Annotated in this window: 21 protein-coding genes and 1 pseudogene; 8 read left to right on the top strand and 14 right to left on the bottom strand. The window is 58.8% G+C overall.

Annotation, left to right across the window (positions count from 1 at the left end):
* The first annotated feature begins 195 nt into the window (after positions 1-195).
* The 5 genes from QFX16_RS00235 (at position 196) to QFX16_RS00215 (ending at position 4,623) form a co-directional block, all read left to right on the top strand.
* Positions 196-483, top strand: coding sequence for a hypothetical protein (locus QFX16_RS00235; protein ID WP_283182369.1), 288 nt, complete (start codon positions 196-198; stop codon positions 481-483).
* A gap of 81 nt (positions 484-564) precedes the next feature.
* The gene (locus QFX16_RS00230; protein ID WP_003177151.1) at positions 565-729 is read left to right on the top strand and encodes a DUF1328 domain-containing protein; all 165 of its coding nucleotides are present in this window, start codon (positions 565-567) and stop codon (positions 727-729) included.
* A 2-nt stretch (positions 730-731) separates the two neighbouring features.
* Positions 732-1,196, top strand: coding sequence for an inhibitor of vertebrate lysozyme family protein (locus tag QFX16_RS00225; RefSeq protein ID WP_283182368.1), 465 nt, complete (start codon positions 732-734; stop codon positions 1,194-1,196).
* 695 nt (positions 1,197-1,891) lie between these two features.
* Entirely contained in the window at positions 1,892-3,223 is a 1,332-nt protein-coding gene (gltP, locus tag QFX16_RS00220) for a glutamate/aspartate:proton symporter GltP (RefSeq protein ID WP_283182367.1), read from the top strand.
* 170 nt (positions 3,224-3,393) lie between these two features.
* Positions 3,394-4,623 (top strand): nucleoside recognition domain-containing protein, encoded by a 1,230-nt coding sequence (locus tag QFX16_RS00215; RefSeq protein ID WP_283182366.1) that lies wholly within the window; start codon positions 3,394-3,396, stop codon positions 4,621-4,623.
* A 118-nt stretch (positions 4,624-4,741) separates the two neighbouring features.
* Here the strand turns inward: QFX16_RS00215 and QFX16_RS00210 are convergent, their stop codons facing one another.
* The 10 genes and pseudogenes from QFX16_RS00210 to QFX16_RS00165 form a co-directional block, all read right to left on the bottom strand.
* On the bottom strand, positions 4,742-5,368 hold the full coding sequence (locus tag QFX16_RS00210; RefSeq protein ID WP_283182365.1) for an ABC-type transport auxiliary lipoprotein family protein: 627 nt from the start codon (positions 5,366-5,368) through the stop codon (positions 4,742-4,744).
* The gene (locus tag QFX16_RS00205; protein WP_283182364.1) at positions 5,365-6,303 is read right to left on the bottom strand and encodes an MlaD family protein; all 939 of its coding nucleotides are present in this window, start codon (positions 6,301-6,303) and stop codon (positions 5,365-5,367) included. The genes QFX16_RS00210 and QFX16_RS00205 overlap by 4 nt, the downstream gene beginning before the upstream one ends.
* A 1-nt stretch (position 6,304) precedes the next feature.
* Positions 6,305-7,108: an ABC transporter ATP-binding protein gene (locus QFX16_RS00200; RefSeq protein ID WP_283182363.1), complete on the bottom strand. Its 804-nt coding sequence runs from the start codon at positions 7,106-7,108 to the stop codon at positions 6,305-6,307.
* Positions 7,105-8,253 carry an ABC transporter permease gene (locus QFX16_RS00195; RefSeq protein WP_283182362.1) on the bottom strand — a complete coding sequence of 383 codons (1,149 nt, stop codon included), beginning with the start codon at positions 8,251-8,253 and terminating at the stop codon, positions 7,105-7,107. Before QFX16_RS00195 ends, QFX16_RS00200 begins: the two co-directional genes overlap by 4 nt.
* Positions 8,254-8,306: 53 nt before the next feature.
* On the bottom strand, positions 8,307-9,338 hold the full coding sequence (locus QFX16_RS00190; protein ID WP_283182361.1) for a DUF5924 family protein: 1,032 nt from the start codon (positions 9,336-9,338) through the stop codon (positions 8,307-8,309).
* Between the two features lie 221 nt (positions 9,339-9,559).
* Positions 9,560-10,948 carry a M16 family metallopeptidase gene (locus tag QFX16_RS00185; protein ID WP_283182360.1) on the bottom strand — a complete coding sequence of 463 codons (1,389 nt, stop codon included), beginning with the start codon at positions 10,946-10,948 and terminating at the stop codon, positions 9,560-9,562.
* A gap of 56 nt (positions 10,949-11,004) precedes the next feature.
* Positions 11,005-12,663 (bottom strand): Na/Pi cotransporter family protein, encoded by a 1,659-nt coding sequence (locus tag QFX16_RS00180; RefSeq protein ID WP_283182359.1) that lies wholly within the window; start codon positions 12,661-12,663, stop codon positions 11,005-11,007.
* Positions 12,664-12,948: 285 nt separating this feature from the next.
* Entirely contained in the window at positions 12,949-13,584 is a 636-nt protein-coding gene (locus QFX16_RS00175) for a hypothetical protein (RefSeq protein WP_283182358.1), read from the bottom strand.
* The gene (locus QFX16_RS00170) at positions 13,584-14,741 is read right to left on the bottom strand and encodes a DUF2515 family protein (RefSeq protein WP_283182357.1); all 1,158 of its coding nucleotides are present in this window, start codon (positions 14,739-14,741) and stop codon (positions 13,584-13,586) included. Before QFX16_RS00170 ends, QFX16_RS00175 begins: the two co-directional genes overlap by 1 nt.
* A gap of 18 nt (positions 14,742-14,759) precedes the next feature.
* A pseudogene (locus QFX16_RS00165) lies at positions 14,760-15,256 on the bottom strand (PAAR domain-containing protein).
* 474 nt (positions 15,257-15,730) lie between these two features.
* Between QFX16_RS00165 and QFX16_RS00160 the strand changes: the two are divergent.
* Positions 15,731-15,979 (top strand): DUF6124 family protein, encoded by a 249-nt coding sequence (locus QFX16_RS00160; protein WP_283182356.1) that lies wholly within the window; start codon positions 15,731-15,733, stop codon positions 15,977-15,979.
* Positions 15,980-16,129: 150 nt separating this feature from the next.
* On the opposite strand, the gene QFX16_RS00155 is transcribed toward QFX16_RS00160, so the two are convergent.
* Both QFX16_RS00155 and QFX16_RS00150 read right to left on the bottom strand, forming a co-directional pair.
* A complete protein-coding gene (locus tag QFX16_RS00155; RefSeq protein WP_283182355.1) occupies positions 16,130-16,900 on the bottom strand; it encodes a TerC family protein in 771 nt (256 codons plus the stop codon).
* Positions 16,901-16,984: 84 nt separating this feature from the next.
* Positions 16,985-18,292: a CitMHS family transporter gene (locus QFX16_RS00150; protein ID WP_282379672.1), complete on the bottom strand. Its 1,308-nt coding sequence runs from the start codon at positions 18,290-18,292 to the stop codon at positions 16,985-16,987.
* 318 nt (positions 18,293-18,610) lie between these two features.
* Here QFX16_RS00150 and QFX16_RS00145 point away from each other — a divergent pair, with 318 nt between their 5' ends.
* On the top strand, positions 18,611-19,012 hold the full coding sequence (locus QFX16_RS00145) for a GFA family protein (RefSeq protein WP_283182354.1): 402 nt from the start codon (positions 18,611-18,613) through the stop codon (positions 19,010-19,012).
* Between the two features lie 5 nt (positions 19,013-19,017).
* Here the strand turns inward: QFX16_RS00145 and QFX16_RS00140 are convergent, their stop codons facing one another.
* Positions 19,018-19,344, bottom strand: coding sequence for a DOPA 4,5-dioxygenase family protein (locus QFX16_RS00140; RefSeq protein ID WP_283182353.1), 327 nt, complete (start codon positions 19,342-19,344; stop codon positions 19,018-19,020).
* Between the two features lie 83 nt (positions 19,345-19,427).
* Here QFX16_RS00140 and QFX16_RS00135 point away from each other — a divergent pair, with 83 nt between their 5' ends.
* Positions 19,428-20,099, top strand: a complete 672-nt coding sequence (locus QFX16_RS00135; RefSeq protein ID WP_283182352.1) for an NAD(P)-dependent oxidoreductase — start codon at positions 19,428-19,430, stop codon at positions 20,097-20,099.
* On the opposite strand, the gene QFX16_RS00130 is transcribed toward QFX16_RS00135, so the two are convergent.
* Positions 20,086-21,036 (bottom strand): choline sulfate utilization transcriptional regulator, encoded by a 951-nt coding sequence (locus QFX16_RS00130; protein ID WP_283182351.1) that lies wholly within the window; start codon positions 21,034-21,036, stop codon positions 20,086-20,088. The two genes, QFX16_RS00135 and QFX16_RS00130, sit on opposite strands and share 14 nt — an antisense overlap.
* Positions 21,037-21,062: the final 26 nt, after the last annotated feature.

Here is a 21,062-nt window from a genome sequence, read left to right as displayed (position 1 = left end):
TGCATTACGCACGACCTCAACAGGACCATCGTGCAGGATGCGTCCGATCCGAATTCGACATCATTCATAACTAATTGATTTTATTGGTTTTTATTATCATGAAAAGCTGGCATGCAGACTGCAATGGTCTGATTAACCGGGGCATTCAAGAAGTCGCCCCTAACAAGATCACCACAGAGTGGGAGGAGCTTCAGGATGAGTCGCCAACGTGCCGCCCAGTTGCGTATCTCGCCACTGCATATCCAGCAAGGTCTATTTGCTGTTCTGGCGCTATTAATCACCTTGATCGCCGGCCAGCAGTTTCAGCGTTGGGAGCAAAACCAGCATCAAGAAGCGCCACGTTTGTTGATTCAGCACCCGACACAAACCCATTTCAGCGCGGCCAGCAGTAACCAGGCTGACGGCCCCCCAATGCGAATGATGGACGTCGACCAGGCTCAGCCTGCGGATGAGATGCCTCGCCAGGAACGTTGGGTGTTCTAAACACATGAACTTGGCGCGCTCGATGCGCCGGGAAAAGCACCACAAGCAACATCTCTAAATAGAAGCGTAAGGAGAATCACCATGTTGAGCTGGGCAATCACATTCTTGATCATTGCCATCATCGCTGCGGTACTGGGCTTCGGTGGTATCGCGGGCACCGCCACGGGTATCGCCAAGATTCTCTTTGTCGTGTTCCTGGTGATGTTCATTGCTTCCTTCTTCTTTGGCCGTCGCGGTCGAGGGTGAATATGAGCGTTTTGTTAAAGACACTGGCAGCCGCCCTGCTTCTGGGCGGCAGTGCCATGGCAACAGCGGCCAATGACGGCCAGGCGCGGGTCAATGAGTTGCTCAATGCAGACCCGCAGTACCGTGAAACCTGGCAAGGCGTGGTGAAGAAGGAAGAACGCCTGCCGGAATGGGTCATGAACCTGTCCGGCGACGCCGAGCAAATGAATGCCGTTGAAGAAGATGGCGAAAAGTATCTGGTTGGGCCGCTCTGCGAATCGCAGGCGACATGCCTCAATAAGCGCTTGATCGTTGCCGTCAGCTTCGACAAGAAGGATGCCTACGCCATGCTGGTCGAAGTGCCTGCGGGGCTGCCGGCCGACAAGTCGCCCACGCGACATGCCGACTACCGCTTTCTGGGAAAGCCAGACCAGGGCATGCAGGACTTGTTGATGGAACAGCTGAAGAAAGATCCACACTGGTACTGAATTCGTAACATGAAAGAAGCAGCATGGCTTCTTACCACTGCGCTACCCGAGGACGGTAGACGCATGATCAAGGGGCCGGGACGTTCTGCCTGTTTCAGGGGCGGAGTGACCTACGGGTACAGGGAGTGCCTGCGCAAGGGCCGGGTCAGGCAGAAGCTGCGACGCAAGTTCGCCGGTCACTCATGGATCGACGGACTTGCGAAGAGCTCCCTCAGCGCAAAGTGTTGTCCTAGAGCGTTCTGCTCGCCTGCTCCGTTAATCCCTCGCAAAACCATTTCGCGGTGTTTCTTTAGTGACCGTATATCGAGAAACTGCGACTCAAAGACCGAGAATTCTCGCGCTTAAACGTAGGCTTTTTCCCAAGTTTTAGCCCACACCCCCTTGTTCAAAAAACAACCAACCTCCTCTGCGATGGCCGGTTCACGGCACTTATGCCTGCCGAAATGTCGTATTCGAACCGGTTGGGACGCGAGTTTCAATTAAAAAAGCTCATGCCGATTCGGCATAGGGTAGGCGTTTACGGCATTAGACGTCGCTTCCTTGCATCTGAATAGTTGCGCCTTTTTTCGCCTGCCAGAAAGCCGATAACAAGCGCTCCGGGGCACCTTATACGGGGGTGGATGCACAAGACTTTTTCGCCACAAGCGTTCCAGTTCTTGCATCTGTCTGAGTCAAACGCAAGTAAGGGTAAAGATATGAAGAAGGCAAAGCTTAGCCTCGCCTGGCAGATCCTCATCGGTCTGGTATTGGGGATTGCAATCGGTGCGCTGCTCAACCATTTCAGTGCCGAAAAAGCCTGGTGGATCAGCAACGTCCTGCAACCAGCAGGCGATATCTTTATCCGTCTGATCAAGATGATTGTGATCCCGATCGTGATCTCGTCCTTGATCGTCGGTATTGCAGGCGTCGGCGACGCGAAGAAGCTCGGGCGTATCGGTCTGAAGACCATCATTTACTTCGAGATCGTCACCACCATTGCCATCGTGGTCGGTCTGATACTGGCCAACGTGTTCCATCCGGGCACCGGCATCGACATGAGCACCCTGGGTACTGTGGATATTTCCAAGTACCAGGCCACTGCCGCCGAGGTTCAGCATGAACATGCGTTCATCGAAACCATCCTCAACCTGATCCCGTCGAACATCTTCGCGGCCATGGCCCGCGGCGAGATGCTGCCGATCATCTTCTTCTCCGTATTGTTCGGCCTCGGTCTGTCGAGCCTGCAATCGGACCTGCGCGAGCCGCTGGTGAAGATGTTCCAGGGCGTGTCGGAAAGCATGTTCAAAGTCACTCACATGATCATGAACTACGCCCCGATCGGCGTTTTCGCACTGATCGCGGTGACCGTGGCCAACTTCGGCTTCGCCTCGCTGATACCGCTGGCCAAACTGGTGATCCTGGTTTACGTCGCCATCGCCTTCTTTGCCTTCGTGGTGCTGGGCCTGATCGCTCGCCTGTTCGGCTTCTCGGTGATCAAGCTGATGCGCATCTTCAAGGATGAGCTGGTGCTGGCCTACTCCACCGCCAGTTCCGAAACCGTGCTGCCGCGCGTGATCGAGAAAATGGAAGCCTACGGCGCGCCGAAAGCCATTTGCAGCTTCGTGGTACCGACCGGCTACTCGTTCAACCTCGACGGTTCGACCCTGTACCAGAGCATCGCGGCAATTTTCATTGCCCAGCTCTACGGCATTGATCTGTCGATCAGCCAGCAATTGCTGCTGGTGCTGACCCTGATGGTCACCTCCAAAGGCATCGCTGGCGTACCGGGCGTGTCCTTCGTGGTGCTGTTGGCCACCCTGGGCAGCGTGGGTATTCCGCTCGAAGGCCTGGCGTTCATCGCCGGTGTCGACCGCATCATGGACATGGCCCGTACCGCACTGAACGTGATCGGCAATGCCTTGGCCGTGCTGGTCATCTCCCGCTGGGAAGGCATGTACGACGACGCCAAGGGCCAGCGCTACTGGAACTCCCTGCCGCACTGGCGCAGCAAGGAAAAATTGCCAGCTGGCGAGATTTCCAGCAACTAATGCAAAACCCATGTGGGAGCAAGCTTGCTCCCACAGTGGATTGAGGCCAGTCCATAGCATTGGGTTCAACAAGGCCCAATGCAGTGCCAAACAGACCCCGGAGAAATCCGGGGTTTGTCGTTTCTGGCTACCCCGCTATCATTCGCCGCATTCTTCGGGGGATTTGACTGATGCTTAATGGCCTGTGGCTTGGCTTCTTCATCGTGGCTGCCGTTTCGGCACTGGCGCAATGGCTGATCGGCGGTAACGCCGGGATATTCGCGGCGATGGTGGAAAGCATTTTCGCCATGGCCAAGTTGTCGGTCGAAGTCATGGTCCTGTTGTTCGGCACCCTGACGCTCTGGCTGGGCTTTCTGCGGATTGCCGAGAAGGCCGGGATCGTCGAGTGGCTGGCCAGAGCGCTGGGCCCGTTGTTCCTGCGGCTGATGCCGGGAGTGCCGGCCGGGCACCCAGCCATCGGCCTGATCACGCTGAACTTCGCCGCCAACGGCCTAGGCCTGGACAACGCCGCCACGCCGATCGGCCTTAAAGCCATGAAGTCTCTGCAAGAGCTCAACCCCAGCGACACCATCGCCAGCAACGCGCAGATTCTCTTTCTGGTGCTCAACGCCTCTTCCCTGACACTGCTGCCGGTGACGATCTTCATGTACCGCGCCCAGCAAGGTGCGCCCGATCCGACCCTGGTGTTCCTGCCAATCCTGCTCGCCACCAGTTGCTCGACATTGGTCGGCCTGCTGTCGGTGGCGTTCATGCAGCGTCTGCGCCTGTGGGACCCGGTGGTGCTCGCGTACATGATTCCCGGCGCCCTGGCCCTCGGTGGCTTCATGGCGCTGCTGGCGACGCTCTCAGCGACCGCTCTGGCCGGCCTGTCATCGATCCTCGGCAACCTGACGCTGTTCGGGCTGATCATGTTGTTTCTGGTGATTGGCGCGTTGCGTAAGGTGAAGGTTTACGAAGCGTTCGTCGAAGGCGCCAAAGAAGGCTTCGACGTGGCCAAGAACCTGCTGCCGTATCTGGTGGCGATGCTGTGTGCCGTCGGCGTGCTGCGGGCATCCGGAGCGCTGGACTTCGGTCTGGACGGGATTCGGCATCTGGTGGAATGGGCCGGTTGGGACACGCGCTTCGTCGATGCGCTGCCGACCGCCATGGTCAAGCCGTTCTCCGGCAGTGCCGCCCGGGCGATGCTGATCGAAACCATGAAAACATCAGGCGTGGACAGCTTCCCGGCGCTGGTGGCGGCGACGATTCAGGGCAGTACCGAAACGACCTTCTATGTATTGGCGGTGTACTTCGGCGCGGTGGGAATCCAGCGGGCGCGGCATGCGGTGGGGTGTGCGTTGCTGGCGGAGCTTGCCGGCGTTCTCGGCGCGATCGGCGTTTGTTACTGGTTCTTCGGATAAACCAAAAACCCTGTGGGAGCGAGCCTGCTCGCGATGAGGTCGGCACATTCAACAACTCTGTTGGCTGTTAAACCGCCATCGCGAGCAGGCTCGCTCCCACATTGATATGTGTAGGTCTTCAAGGCCTCAGCGGCGGTGCAACCTTCTGACCTTGCTCAACAGCCCAAGCCACCACCTGCGCCGTCAACTGATCACTGGCCTGACCAAACCCGGCCACCACCGCCGGCACCTTCACATCGCTCAACGGCTGGCGCACTTCGAAGCGGCGGCTGGCGAGGATTCGCTGGTCATAACCGCGCACCAGCAATGCATCCAGACGCACGACGACGCTCGCACTCGCGCCTTGGTACTCGGTCTGGAACGCCTGAAGGCTACCGCCTAACTCCAAATCCGCCTGGAAATTGCTGTCATCTGTACTGAGCAGCGGCACCCGACCATCACGCTGGAAACCATCCAACAGACGATTGCGCAGCAACACCGGTGCCGGGTCGCTCCAACGCGAAGCGTTGTAGCTGCTGATCAGATCACCCTGAGGGATCACGGCGATCCTGGGGCTGTTCAAGGCCTCGCTGGCCTGCGGCTTGGTCAGACGCAGCGACCAGCGCTGCGGCGTCCCGTGACTGGCCGATGCGCTGCTCTGGGCCGAAGGCAACCGATAGACATCGGACGGCTCGGACTTGGGCAGGATCGAGCAGGCGCTGAGCACAATGAAGCTGGCGAGGAGGGCGAGGTGAGGCCGCTTCATGGCGTGAACTCCTTGTTCTTGTCATTGCCCAGCAAATAACCGGTGGGGTTGGCTTCCAGACGCTGGGAAATAGCCCGCAACGAGGTCAGGGTGTCGCGCAGTTCACGCACCGCCGGGGCCAGGCCATTGAGGCCTTGCATGCCGCTGTTAAGCGAATCCTGATTGGTCGTGAGCAACGTATTGATGGTCGCGCTGCTCTGTTCCAGCGACTTCATCGCCTGCTCGGCACTGCCGAACATCTGCTTGCCTTGATCGTTGAGCATGCCATTGGCGTTGCGTATCAGCGCCGACGTCTGTTCCAGCATGGCGCCGGCCTGTTTGCCGACCGACGCCAGTTGCTGCATCGCCTGGCGAATATCGCCGCGCTGGTCGGCGATGGTGCCGGTGGTTTGTTCCAGATGCTCAAGGGTCTTGCTGATGCGCTCGACGTTCTGCGAAGAAAACATCTGATTGGCGTTGTGCATCAGCATGTTCACACCGGCCACCAGATCGCCGCTGTCATTCAGCAAACGAGCGATGGGCGAGGGCGAAGCAATAATCACCGGCAGATTACCGTCCTTGCCCTTGAGCGTCGGACTTTGCGGTGTACCACCGCTGAGCTGAATGATCGAGGTGCCGGTGATTCCGGTCAGCGCCAATATGGCCCGGGTGTCTTCCTTGATCGGCGTATCACCGCCCAGACGAATCCGCGCCAGCACCCGGCGCGGGTCTTTCGGGTCCAGACGCAGGGTCACCACGTCGCCGACCTTGATCCCGCTGTACTGCACGGCGCTGCCCTTGGACAGGCCACTGACCGCCTCGTTGAAGACGATTTCGTAATCCTTGAACTCGGTGTCGACGCTGGACTTGGCCAGCCACAAGCCGAAGAGCAGGGCGCCCGCCACCACAATCACGGTGAACAGGCCGATCAATACATGATGGGCTCGGGTTTCCATGTCAGACCTCCTTAAGCTGTTGAGCAGCGGTCAGCGCCGCGCGGCCGCGAGGGCCATGGAAGTATTCGTGAATCCACGGGTCGTCGGTTTCCGAGACCTTGTCGATGGCATCCGCCACCAGCACTTTCTTTTGCGCCAGCACCGCCACCCGGTCGGTGATGGTGTAGAGCGTGTCGAGGTCGTGGGTGACCAGAAACACACTCAGGCCCAACGCATCGCGCAGGGTCAGGATTAATTGATCGAACGCGGCCGCGCCAATCGGATCGAGGCCGGCGGTGGGTTCGTCGAGAAACAGGATGTCCGGGTCCAGCGCCAGCGCGCGGGCCAGTGCCGCACGCTTGATCATCCCGCCGGACAGCGAAGCGGGGTACTTGTCGGCCGCCGACAGCGGCAGCCCGGCCAAGGCCATTTTCACTGCCGCCAGGTGTTCGGCGTCCTCTCGGCTCAAACCGGCATGCTCGATCAGGGGCAGGGCGACGTTCTCGGTCACGGTCAGCGAAGAGAACAGGGCGCCTTTCTGGAACAGCACGCCGAAGCGCCGTTCGACCAGCGAGCGTTCGTGTTCGGACAGCGTCGGCAGGTTTTTACCGAAGACCTTCACCACCCCTTCGCTGGGCTGGCGCAAGCCGACGATGCTGCGCAACAGCACCGATTTACCGCTGCCGGAACCGCCGACCACAGCCAGGATTTCGCCCTTGTACAAATCCAGGTCGAGGTTCTCATGCACGCTCTGACTGCCGAAGCGATTGCACAGCCCGCGGACTTCGATCACCGCCTCGGAGGGCGCTCGGGGTAGTCGACTCACCAGCCCATCTCCATGAAAAACAGCGCGGCCACGGCGTCGAGCACGATCACCACAAAAATCGACTGCACCACGCTCGACGTGGTGTGCGCGCCGACGGACTCGGCACTGCCACTGACCTTGAAACCCTCGAGACAGCCGATGGCGGCGATCAGGAACGCGAAGATCGGCGCTTTGACGATCCCGACCAGAAAGTGCTGAACGCCGATGTCGGTTTGCAGCAGCGACAGGAACATCGCCGGCGAGATATCCAGCGACACCGCGCAAACCACGCCGCCGCCGACGATCCCCGAAAGCATCGCCAGAAAGGTCAGCATCGGCAGCGCGACCAGCAGGGCCAACACGCGCGGCACCACCAGCAACTCCATCGGGTCGAGACCCAGGGTGCGGATGGCGTCGATTTCTTCGTTGGCCTTCATCGAGCCGATCTGCGCTGTGAATGCACTGGCGGTGCGGCCGGCCATCAGGATCGCGGTCAGCAACACACCGAATTCGCGCAGGAAGGAAAACGCCACCAGGTCCACGGTGAAAATACTCGCGCCGAAACTCGCCAACACCGTCGCCCCGAGAAACGCCACCACGGCGCCCACCAAAAAGGTCAGCAGGGCAACGATGGGCGCGGCGTCGAGGCCGGTCTGTTCGATGTGCGCCACCATCGGCGTGATACGCCAGCGCTTGGGGCGAAACAGACCGCGGGCGATGGTTTCCAGAATCAGGCCGACGAAACCCAACAGTTGCAGGGTGTCCTGCCAGACCGCGTCGACCGCGCGGCCGATGCGGGTCAGCAGTTGAATGCCGACGCTGATTTCCGGTTCCTTGATCGGCACGCAGAAGTCGGTCAGCGAGCAATAGACCGTCTGCAACAAGGCACGGTCGGCCGAGGACAGTGTGCAATCGGGGTGTTCGGCGGATCGCCCCAAACGCTCGGAACCGAGCAATTCCACCAGCAGCGACGCGCCGGCGGTGTCGAGCGCGCCGAGGCCATTGAGGTCGATGTGAGTGCTGTCGTCGTATTGGCCGTGGAGCTTTTCGCTCAGTTGCTTGAGATCGGCGTAATGGGCAAGCGTCCAGTCACCCGTGACCCGCAACTGAGCAGGGGAGTGAGAGGTGTCCAGTCGGGCACTGCCGGCCATTGTGCTGCTGGTCATAAGCTCCGTGCTTTATCGGCTATTACGCAGCTCTACGTAATAGCACGAACGGGTTACTTTGCGGCAGTTGCAGGCTTGTTGTCCTTTACCACGAAGCGCAACACACCGATGACCTGGCCATCTTCGGTCAGCACCCGAACCTGCCACTTACCCGCGGGGTTGCCGGGGAAATTCTGTTTGTGGGTCCAGGCCCGGTAACCTTCCTTGCGCCCGCCGTGGATGTCCAGGGGGATGCGGTCGACCTCTTTGCCGTTGAACTGCCACACGTGATAGATCCGCTCTTCCAGACCGCGCGGGGCGTTGATCGCGGTGTAAGCGTACAGGCCGCCACCACGGATCTGGTCGGCGCTGACTTCTTCCAGACTCTTGCCAGGTGTGCGGTCCTGCATTTGCGTGCTGATCGCCACGTCGGTCATCCACAGGGTCGCCGGTGGCACCCAGGATCGCAGCACCCAACCGAGCGCGCCGATGCCCAGCGTGATACTGAGAATCGCCAGCGCGTTGCGCACGGTACGAATCGGGAAGATCGACGCCAGGCTCGGGAACGACAGCACGACGGCGGTGCCCAGGGCCAGTTTGAAGCTCTGAGCGGTGGTCAGGTGCAGGATGACGGGCAGGGCGGTCAGCAGTGCAGCGAACAGCGTCAGGGTATGCAGCGCCAGGAACGCCCAGCGCCGGGGGGCCAGCCATTTGTAGTAGAGCGGGTCGATGATAGAAATCAGCGCGGCGATGCCCAGCAGACCGGTGAAGAACAGCTGGCCGCTGTTCCAGGTGGTGGTGATAAAAAAGAACGGCAGGACGAAGAACAGGCTTTCCTGGTGGATCATCTGCGTGGCGTAACGCAGCAGAGGTTTGGGGATTTCGCGTTTGAAGATCCTGGCGAACAGCTTGGTGAGGCTGTTTTCCAGCATCAGCCAGATCCAGCTGACGAGCATGATGGTGGTGATCCAGGTCGCCAGACCTTGCTGGCGATCCACCAGAATGAAGCTGCCGACCCCGGAAATGAAACCGCCGAGCGCAATGACCCCTGGGTAGCGCTTCATCAACTCCAGGATGCGCTGGACGTATAGGGTCAGAGTAGGCATTCGGCGGTTCGCAATCGTCGTGGGAAAAATCCTCGACAGGGTAACCGCCGAGAGGTCGGCGTGGCGAGGGGCTGCGGTCGGATCACGAATCCTTGTAGCAGCTGCCGAAGGCTGCGTTCGGCTGCGCAGCAGTCGCAAATCCGTTACGTCAGATATACCTGATGGACCGCGTTGAATGGTTTTACGACTGCTGCGCAGCCGAACGCAGGCTACGCCAGCTGCTACGCGGTTTGCGGTGTCCTTCGATGCAAGCGCCACCCCAGCAGCATCAATACGATGAGCCCCAGCATCCCGGCAATCGCCCACATAAACTGATCATCACTGGTCAACGGCTTTTCGATCCGCAGGTAGCCCGGCTGCATGAGCAATTCACGCATGGCCTTGTTTGCTTCCTCCAGCGTCACTCCTTGCAGTTCCTTCGCCGGGTTGGCGAAACGGCCATCCTCGTAGTCCCCAAGGGCACTCCAGTAATAATCGGCCAACGCGCTGTTGCCTTGCACGGCCCAGGCTTGGCGGGCAATGGCAGCCTGCTTGAGGCGGTTGAAGGTGTTGGCATTGAGACCGTCCCTGAGCATCCCGGCCTTCAGATCCTCCAGAACCTGTTCGGCCCTGGACACGTCATCGCGCTCAACATCGGCGTTCAGGCTCATGAAACCCACGCCACCAAACACCTCGCGCCCGGCCGAAGGCCCGTAGGACAAGCCATGGGCCAGGCGCATTTGGCGGTAAAGCGCCCAGTCCAGATAGTCCTTGAGCAAGTCGAAGGTTTCGTCGTGCTGATCCTCTTGCACCGGCTCCGGCACCAGCCAGTGCAACTTGGCACTACCACCAACGAAACCATGACTCAGCGTGCGTTCATGTGCAGCACTGGCCTTGATTTCCGGCAGGGGCGGGTGATCGGTAGGGTCGACCGCTTCAAGCGCACCATAAGACCGTTCCAGATAGGCCGGCAGAACTCGATCGAGGTCGCCGACCACGATCAGGGTCATGTTGTTCGGCGCGTACCAGGCCTTGCGTACCTTTTCCAGCTGTTCGCGGGTCAGGTAATCGACCTCAGGCCGCTCGGGGCATTTGAGGCCCAGTTCCACCGCCAGCTGATTACTCGCCGTGTGGCCAAGATCCTGGCGATCCAGCCAGCGTTGAAGGTGCGAATAATGGCCGCCGTCTTCGCGCTCGACCACTTGTTTGGCGGCCTTGATGGCGTTGTCGTCGATTCGGGTCTGGGTCAGCAGCGCCAGCAGCAGGTCGAGGACCTTGCGCTGGTTTTTCGCCGGGGCTTCGATGACGAACGTCGTGTCGGCATTGCTGGTGTAGGCGTTCCACTCGCCACCCAGGGCCTGCATGCGTTCTTCCAGCCCGCCCTCGCCAGTGGCGTCGATGCCGCTGAACAGCAAGTGCTCAAGCAGGTGCGGCAGCTCCTTGTCGGCGCAGCTGAAATCATCGATGCCGACGCCGACCACCAGACGAATCGCCACATGCCCGCGCTCGGTGCCAGGCTTGAGCAGCAATTGCAGGCCGTTGGACAACGTATAGCCCTCGACCTGAAAGCGATCCAGGGCAAATGAAGGGAATGATCCAAACAGCAGACAGGCGAACAACAGACAACGCATAACGGGTTTCCATACGGCTAGCGTAAGTTCAACAGACTTCAGGCAACGGTGGACGTTCAGGGTGAATGCGTGATGTCAGCAAAATCATCGGCAATGAGTGCGCCGGTGTCGGAAGTTTCCAGCACCACATAGGCGCTGCTGCAGAACAGAGAATTCAGACGCTTCATGTCGGCAATCAACTCCAGGTGCAACGAGCTGGTCTCGATACTCTGCACGATCTTACGTTGCAACCGGCTGACGTGAGCATGGGCCAGGCGCCGTTCCTGTGCGCGAAAGCGACGTTTCTCACGCAATAACTGGCGGGCACTTTCCTTATCGGCACTGAGGAACACCGACAACCCCAGGCGCAGGTTGGATATCAACTGACTGTGCAGCCCCGCCAACTCTTCCAGGCCGACCTCGGAAAAAGACCGACGCTGCGAGGTTTTCTGCTGCTGAACCTTGCGCAGCATGCGTTCGATAAGGTCGCTGGCCAGTTTAAGGTTGATCGCCAGCTCGATGATTTCCGCCCAGCGCCGGCTGTCCTGCTCGCTGAGGTCTTCGCGGGGCATTTGCGCCAGATACAGTTTGATCGCGCCATAGAGCGATTCCACATCATCGGTCAGGCGCCGCATTTCCTGGGTAACGGCGGTTTGCTTGCCGTTCAGCACGTCGAGCATGGCCTCGAGCATGTTGTCGATCAAGTCGCCGATGCGCAGGGTTTCCCGGGCGGCATTGGCCAGCGCCAGGCTGGGCGTGACCAACGCCGTCGGATCAAGATGCCGCGATTTGGCAGTACCATTGACTTGCGGGCGCTCCGGCAGCACCCACGCACAGAACCTGGCCATCGGTCCGACACTCGGCAGCAAGAGCAGGCAGCGCGCGGTGTTGTAGAGCAGGTGAAAGCCGATGACCATTTCCTGAGGGCTGAAGTCCAGGCTGTCGATCCAGTGCACCAACGGGTCGAGTACCGGGATGATCAGCAACAGGCCGATCAACTTGTACAGCAAGCTGCCCAACGCCACCTGACGACCAGCGGCGTTCTGCATGCTGGTGCTGAGGAAGGCAAGGATGCCGCTGCCGATGTTGGCGCCGATCACCAGACCGATGGCCACGGGCAGGCTGATCACTGCGGCACCGGCCAGGGTTGCGGTCAGCAGGACGGCGGCCAGGCTGGAATAGGAAACCATTGCGAACAACGCGCCGACCAAGGCATCCAGCAGGATGTCGCCGGTCAGCGAGGCAAAAATCACCTTCACGCCTTGGGCCTGAGTAATCGGCGCGGCAGCCTCGACGATCAGTTGCAGCGCCAGAATGATCAGCCCCAGTCCGATACTGACCCGGCCCATCTGTCCGACTCGGGTCTGTTTGCGCGACAGGAAGAAAATCACCCCAAGAAAGATCAGCAGCGGTGACAGCCATGACAGGTCGAAGGTCAGCACCCGCGCCATCAGCGCGGTACCGACGTCGGCCCCGAGCATGGTCGCCAGGGCTGGGGTCAGCGCCATCAGGCCCTGACCGACAAAGGAAGTGACGAGCATGGCGGTGGCATTGCTGCTCTGGACCATCGCCGTCACGACAATCCCCGAGATGAACGCCAGACAGCGCTTGGACATGTTCCGGCCAATCACATGGCGCAGGTTGGAACCGTAGACCCGCAGGATGCCGGTTCGGACGATGTGCGTGCCCCAAATCAACAAGGCCACGGCAGATAACAAATTGAGCAGGGTGAGCATGCAGGCCCCCTGTGGTGGTAGCGCCCCAAAGGGGCAAGTTGACGGTGCCGCGCGACGTTCTACGTTCGTGTACTTAAGCTGTAGTTGGCTAACGGTCTGTGCGCCAGCATCGCACAGCTAAAGAAGCGATTGAAACAAAACTGTCATGAAAACAGGTTGATGCAGATTTGAAAAAGGGGCCCATAGATCTCAGTCTCTCAGTTGAAAGGTTACGCGAACATAACCTGCGGCGAGGGCGCTTGTTCCCGCTGGGCTGCGCAGCAGCCCTAAAATCGGGGGGAGAACTCAATCGCTGAAATGATCCCTGCTCAGCCGTATGTCGATCAGATACCTGGCTGTTTCGGCGTCTCGCTCATCACAGTGGGCGTAGCATTTGATGTGCAGTAACAGACTGTATTTGTTGGGAATCAGAAGAATTACTCCGTCAGCCTGATCAAACAGCTTGGCTTGCAACTGTCGTTTCTCTTCGTCACTCGATACTTTTATCCAGTCGTTACCTTCAGCCAGCTCAGGTGTCCAACCGGTCTTTTTGAACATGGATTGCAGCTCGCCCAACAGTTTTGCTGTTTGGGCGAAAGGTAGCGTCTCCACCATCGGAGACGTAGTGATGCCATCCACTTTTCCCTTGCTGTAACCCACAGCCCCGTAGATGGTTTTGGGCAAGGTAAAGCCATGTTCAGGATCATCAAACGTAATGACGACCGGACTGCTTATCCAGGTGGAGTCAACTTCGGGAGGTTCGCTTGGGTAAACGGCGGTTTGGCGCTCGACGGGGAAAGTAGAGTCTTTGACGACCTCGGCATATGCTTTGCCGACATGGGCATAGAGCGTGGCTGAATTGGACATGAAATACGCTACAGCACCCGCCAACAAGACAACTGACCCAGTCGCGATAATCAGCGCTCGACGTGAAAACCTCATCACTTAATCCCGCCTCCATTGGCAATGTCCGTAATCGATTGCTTCAACTGAGCACGAGTTGCGGGATTTTTAAGCAAATTGTCAAATTGACTGGCTGCACGTAATACGAACTCCATCCGCTGATCTTTGTCCGCAAGATTAGCCACAGGGTTCTTGGAAAATGAAACCTGCCTGCTATCAGGTGCTTTACATTGACTAGCCAGCGTTAATTGAATTTCTTCTGCCACGCCGGACATCAACCCTGTTACCACAGACACATAGTTACCTGCGTGCGTGCTACGCATCAGCGCTGCGAAGTAGGTGTCCTCGTACATGGCTGGTTGCAAGATATTCAACTGTTCATGACGCGCCATCTGCCTTACGCTTTCGGCAATGTCGCCGACATCAATGGCTTCAAAGGTCCGATATATCTCGCCTGCATCAACACCAAACTCTACCGTCCCTGCAATCGACCACATCACGTCTTTCACAATGCTACGACGGCTCTTCAAGCACTTCTCCATTTCCTTATAACCCCGCACCATAAAAAACCGATGCAACGGATAAACGTCCAGAAATAGCGAAGTGTTCCCAAGCGCCAGCATTTCATACACGTAGTCCAACTGCTGCTGAACAGCGGAACGGGAGTTGTCGCCGAAGGTAATATCCTCAGTGGGAAGAGGATTGGCCGCTTTGGCGTTCGCTAACTCTTTCTCGATTTCGGGATCAGTCTTGCTGAGCTTGAACCCAAACCCTTCGAAAATGGTTTCCGACTTACCCGTCCGCAATTTCACCTGCGCCGTCTTCTGCGCCGCAATAGCCGTTTGCAACTTGGTGGCATGGATCAACCCACACCCCACCTGCTTCGAAGCAAACGCCGCCAACCCCGCCCACTGAAACCGGTTATCCGCCAGCCACAACTGCGCATAGGCCGCGTTAATCTTGCGATTGCGTGCTTGCGGATCAGCAATCAACACGCCGCCCGGTGCGACCCATTCTTCGGCTTCTTTCTGAAACCTGCGCCATAGGCAATTACACGTCAGCAACGGCACTTCGACGCGGGTTTTCGGGTTCGGGCCGCCCTTAGTGGTTTCGCGCTTGCAGGCGGGGAGTTCGCAGGTACTGCCCCAGAGTTTTTTCATGTCCAGATCGTCTGGGGCCATGCATTGTCCAGTCATTTCATTCTTCCTTGAGGGTCAGACGATCCAGCGGACGACGGCGAGGTCGGGCTGTAGGGTGACGACGCTCTGAGTCATACCCTGAGCGTTGGTCTGGCCTTTGACGATGCGGCCTTCGGCGGTTTCGATTTCGTAGTCTTGCTGGGCAATCGGTTCGCCGTTACCGGCGCTGATGGCTTTGAATTCGACCAAGGGCTGACCAATGATCGGCAAGGGCGGAATGAATGGCGCGGGGGTGTGACTGCTGCCGATGATGACGTTGCCGGAGCCGCCGATCACCACGCCGCCATGGCTGGCGGTGCTGTCGAGGGTCATGGCGTTCAGGCCGTTAATGAACACCGTTGAAGAGAATCCACCGCTGAGGGCTTGACCGCAGGTGCATTTGTCGCTGACCCGAGCGGCGGCGAGACCGTTGAAAAAGACATCGGGTGAGCCGCTGGCAATCGGGTTGGTACCGTGACCGGGGAGGGACAGGTGGTCGGGTCCGTGAGGCGTGCAGCCGGTTTTCCAGACATATGCATTCCTTGTCATTGTCGTTTGAAGCGAGCGGGGGACGCTAACCACCCAAGCATGATGCGTCAACCTCTGGAATGGACTGTCGGCTAATTCTTCAATTGCGTTGGTGTGATTCACGCGCTCTGCGACACATGTTTAATGACACCCAGAGTTACTTCTCGGAGGCTACAACGCCTTGCGCCGTTGCCTACGGTTACGCCAGAATCCGCCGGCTTGTGCGCCTAGAGGCTCGTCGGTAACTTGGCTCCCGTCACTGCCCATCAGTGATCGGGTTTAGTAGTCCGGCCAGTCATCTCGGTTGTACAAGCGTCATCCAGTCAGGTATCCGCCTGCGCTTGATGGTGGCTGTGCATAGGGCGCCCCCGGGCGCGCCGGGTGTTTTAGGTGACTTTGCCGGTCTACTAACCTGTGCACAGCTGCCACCCTTTCGTATTAGTAGCGAACGGGTTGCGGCCATACTGGAGAAAGTCCCTATGTTCAAAGTCACACCCAACCCGCCGCGCAAACCCAGCGGCATTTTCTTCATAGACCCCAAGGTCGATAACGAAACCTTGCTCGCGCACGCCTGCGAATCGTTGGCGTCAGCCAGCGTAATGGCCAGTGATTTCGCGGGGTTTCTGGATGGCCCACAGCGCAGCACTCTGCTGGGGATTCAGCAAAGCATCATGTTGGGGGAATTGGCGGTAAATCGAGTGCTGGATAACCTCGATCCGCCAGGGTAATCACAGAGCAAAAAAAATGTGGGAGCGAGCCTGCTCGCGATGGGGCCGTCACATTCAACATTGATGCTGACTGACAGGCCGCTATCGCGAGCAGGCTCGCTCCCACAGGTTTTGTGCACTGGCTGACACCAGCCAGTGCACAGGTTCGGGTTACTGACCCGGAATATCCTTGCGCAGTTTCACTGGGTCCTGCTGCTGCTTCTTCTTTTTCATCATTGCGGTGCGCATCTTGATGTTGATCGCTTCCACTGCCAGCGAGAACGCCATGGCGAAGTACACGTAGCCTTTTGGCAAATGCACTTCGAAGGACTCGGCAATCAACACGGTACCGACCAGCAACAGGAACGACAGCGCCAGCATTTTCAGCGACGGGTGCTTGTCGATGAATTCGCTGATGGTGCCAGCCGCCAGCATCATCACCAGTACGGCGACGATGATCGCAGCGACCATGACCGGCACATGGGAAACCATACCCACGGCGGTGATCACCGAGTCCAGGGAGAACACGATGTCGATAATCGCAATCTGGATGATGGTGTACAGGAAGCTGCCACCCTTGGCGGTCGGCTCCTCGTGGGTCTCATCCTCGCCTTCCAGTGCGTGGTACATCTCTTGCGAGCTCTTCCACAGCAGGAACAGACCACCGAAGAACAGGATCAGGTCTCGCCCGGAAATACCCTGGCCGAACATTTCGAACAGGTCGGCGGTGAGGCGCATGACCCAGGTGATCGACAGCAACAACAGGATCCGCGTGACCATGGCCAGCGCCAGGCCGAAAATCCGGGTGCGCTGCTGCATGTGTTTGGGCATGCGGCTGACCAGGATCGAAATCATGATGATGTTATCGATACCCAGGACGATTTCCAGGGCGGTCAGGGTGAAGAAGGCAACCCAGATTTCAGGGTTGGTCAGCCATTCCATGTGTATTCCTTTGAGCGATTGTTAAACCACGAAGGCCCGGGCTTCAAACAGCAAAGCCTGGACCCGTCATGGTGAGTCTTGGGCTTATAGAGTGCTGAACAGCGGAAAAATCCCCATCAGCAACGCGGCAACCAGTATGCACATGCACACCAGCACTGCCCATTTCAGGGTGAAGCGCTGATGGTCACCGAAGTCGATACCGGCCAGGGCCACCAACAAGTAAGTCGATGGTACCAGCGGGCTCAACAAGTGGACGGGCTGACCGACGATCGAGGCACGTGCCATTTCAACCGCGGTTATACCGTAATGACTGGCGGCTTCCGCAAGTACCGGTAACACGCCGTAATAAAATGCATCGTTCGACATGAAGAACGTGAACGGCATGCTTACCAGCGCAGTGATCACGGCCAGATACGGGCCGAGGAAATCCGGGATGACCGCCAGCAGGCTTTTCGACATCGCGTCGACCATACCGGTGCCCGTCAGGATACCGGTGAAGATGCCCGCGGCAAAGATCAACCCGACCACCGCCAGCACGCTACCGGCGTGGGCCGCAACGCGGTCCTTCTGTTGTTGGAGGCACGGGTAGTTGACGATCATCGCGATACTGAACGCCACCATGAACAGCACCGGCAGCGGCAACAGGCCCGCGATCAGGGTGCACATCAAGCCCAGGGTCAGGGCGCCGTTGAACCAGATCAACTTCGGACGACGGGCATCGGGGAATTGCGAAACGCTGATTTCACTGTGGTCGATTTCATCGCCCACCAGGTGCAACTCACCCAGACGCGCACGCTCACGCTTGCCGTAGAAGTAGGCGATCACGAGAATTGCCAGCACCCCGGCAGCCATCGCCGGAATCATCGGTACGAAGATGTCCGACGGGTCCACATGCAGCGCACTGGCCGCACGGGCGGTCGGGCCGCCCCATGGGGTCATGTTCATCACGCCACCGGCGAGGATGATCAGACCGGCCATGATCCGCGGGCTCATGCCGATGCGGCTGTAGAGCGGCAGCATGGCGGCCACGCAGATCATATAAGTGGTCGCGCCGTCCCCATCGAGGGAGACGACGAGCGCCAGTACGGCGGTGCCGACCGAAACTTTCAACGGGTCGCCCTTGACCAGTTTGAGGATCTTGCGCACGGCCGGGTCGAACAGGCCGGAATCGATCATCAAGGCGAAGTACAGAATGGCGAACATCAGCATCACACCGGTCGGTGCGAGCTTGGTGATGCCTTCGAGCATCATCGGGCCGATCTTCGGCGCAAAACCACCGAACAGCGCGAACAGGATCGGGATGATGATCAGAGCGATCAGCGCGGACAGGCGCTTGGTCATGATCAGGAACATGAACGTGATGACCATGGCAAAGCCAAGGAAAGTCAGCATAGGAATACTCCAGGCATAGCGCGGCTAGGGAATGGGCGAACCGGGTGGGTCAGCGCAGAACGGGAAGCACGAGGCGTATGGGCGGAGTGACAGCGAAGCGGCGGGTAGAAGCGGACATCAGGATCACCATTGTTGTTGTTAAATGGGCTGTGCGAGCGATAAAACACTGGCATTGGCCGACCGGTCTGCTGCCGGTAGTGGGGCGATCCTAATCGGGGAAGCTTTCACCCAGCTTTCGCGAATGAAAGCATTGACCCGATGTGCAACCGGTCGTCGGACGGGTTCACAGTCCCTGAATACGGGGCAGGAGGAAAAAACATGGCCGACATTCATACAGGCGGCTGCCACTGCGGACATCTGCGCTATCAATTCAGCGGGCCTTTGCACGACATCGCCCACTGTCATTGTTCGATTTGCCGACGGGTCAGCGGCGGGATTGTGACCACCTGGATCACCGTGCCCGCGTCAGCCTTTGAATGGGTGAAAGGGACACCCGCGCAGTACGACTCTTCGACAACCTGCGTACGGTATTTCTGCTCAAACTGTGGGGCGCAACTGGCGCTGGTCACGCACCTGAGCCTGGACAGCATCGACGTGACCATCGCCACCCTCGATCATCCCGAGCACGCACCCGCCGAAAGGCATATCTGGACTGACAACCGACTGCCCTGGCTGCATCTGGACGAACATTTGCCCGGCGAACCCGAGGAACAGTTGTAAACTGATCAAAAAATAGACAGATCCAGCGGGCGAATCGCGCCCATCCAGATGGCATGCTCGGTGTGGTCGAGCAGATCGTCGCCGGTGTCCGGGTGCAGGAACACCACCAAACCCTTGCGGTTGAGCGCAAGCCAGGGCAGCACGTCGCCGATGTATTGCGGCTCGAAAGCCAACTGGCAGCTCCAGTCCGGGTGTGGGCCCACCGGTAGTTCATGGACGCGGCCCATCTTCACTGGAAACAATTGCGCCGCCTGCTCACACAAGGCTCGCGCCTGTGGGAGGGTGCTGGCATCGAAATAGACATGCGCGTGGTAGCCCCTGATCCGCTGCATTTGAAACCCTCTGAAACCGAGTCGAACTGGCGCTGTTTCCCACAGGTCACACGCCATATAGATAGGAAGAACGGAGCACGGCCATGAAAAATGCCGAAACCCCGGTGGTGAAAGTGGTGCTTTATGGTGCCATGAGTAGCCTGGGCAGTGCGCTGATGGCTGAAATGCTGCGGCGCCAACATGAAGTGATCGCGATTCTCGATGATTTGACGGCGCTCGCGCCGCGCCCGGGACTGCGGACCAAGAGCGGCGATTTGTTCGACGCCAAGCGGGTCAAGCAGAGCGTCGCCGGTTGTTCATCGGTGATCTGTCTGCTGGATGCACCCGGGTTACCGATGAACAGCGAGCACGTGGAAAAATCCATCGTGCCCGGCCCGGTCGAGCAAGTCCTGGCGGTGGATGCTCTGATCGATGGCATGCAGGCCTCGGGAATTGCCCGGTTATTTCTGGTGGGCGATTTCGAGGTATTGGACGATCCGGAAATAGAAGATCAACTTCAACGCCACGCCGCCGAAGAAATTCGCGAGGCCCTGCAAAGCAGCACCCTGCACTGGACGCTGGTGAATGCGCCGCGCGGGGTGCCCGGGCTGACCATCGAACATTTCAGCCACGTCAGCAGTAGCCTGGAGCCGGGCCTCGCCGAACCGCTTGAACGGTTGAGCCGGGCGGCCGTGGGGATTGCCGATGAATTGCGGTTGAACCTGCATGTCGGCGAACACGTGACCTTCGTCGCGACCGAGGCTATACAGCGATAGATGGCAGCGGCAGGCCGTTCAACGATTGCGCACTGCTGGCCTGCTCAGCCATCAGCCAGTCCACAAACTGTTGAATCAGCGCTCCACGCCGTTTCCGCTGGGGCAGGACCACGTAATAGCCGAGCCTGGAAATCACCGTTTCCGCAATCGGTCGGCATAACAATCCCTGCGCAAGCAAGTTATCCACAAGGTGCCGCCATCCAATCGCCACACCTTGGCCGCCAATCGCCGCTTGAATCAACAGCGTGTAATTGTCGAAGCGCAATTGCCCGGGCGCTGGCGCAGAAGCAATCCCCAACTCACGAAACACGCCGCTCCAGTCGAACCAGTTGCTGCTGTTTTCGCCTCGAAGGTGCAGCAGCGGGAACTCGAGCAATGACTGGGAGGGCAAGGGCAGGGGACGATCCTTCAACAGCAGCGGGCTGCACACCGGAAATACTTCCTCGCTGAACAGCCAATGGCTTTCGCCCTGTTTGAATCGGCCATCACCAAACAACACTGCCACATCAATATCGGTGCGCAGCATGTTGAGGCTGCGTTCGCTGGTGACCAGACTGACATCCACCTGAGGATTGGCGGCATGAAAGCGGTGCAGCCGCGGCATCAGCCAATACGCGGCGAAGGCGAAATCGGTGGCGACCTGCAACACTTCATGCTGGTGCTGTGCGCTGATCGCGCTCAATCCTGAATCGATGTTCTGCAATCCGAGCTGAACCTGCTCAAACAGGATCGTCCCGGCCTCGGTCAGTTCGATGCCGCGATAGATCCGGTCGAACAGCCGCGTCCCGAGTTGTTCTTCCAACCGTTTGATCTGTTGGCTGATGGCCGGTTGCGTGGTGCCAAGCTCCACTGCGGCCGCCGTGAAGCTGCGTTGACGGGCCGCCGCTTCAAAAGCGCGAAGCAAATCCAGAGACAAATCACCGAGGGCATCATACATAAGCTGTGCTTATCCTAGTCATTGCC

The organism is Pseudomonas svalbardensis, from assembly GCF_030053115.1.
GTDB classification, from domain to species: domain Bacteria; phylum Pseudomonadota; class Gammaproteobacteria; order Pseudomonadales; family Pseudomonadaceae; genus Aquipseudomonas; species Aquipseudomonas svalbardensis.
The sequence above is the reverse complement of the archived record's forward strand: the minus strand, read 5'-3'. Positions and strand labels throughout refer to the sequence as shown.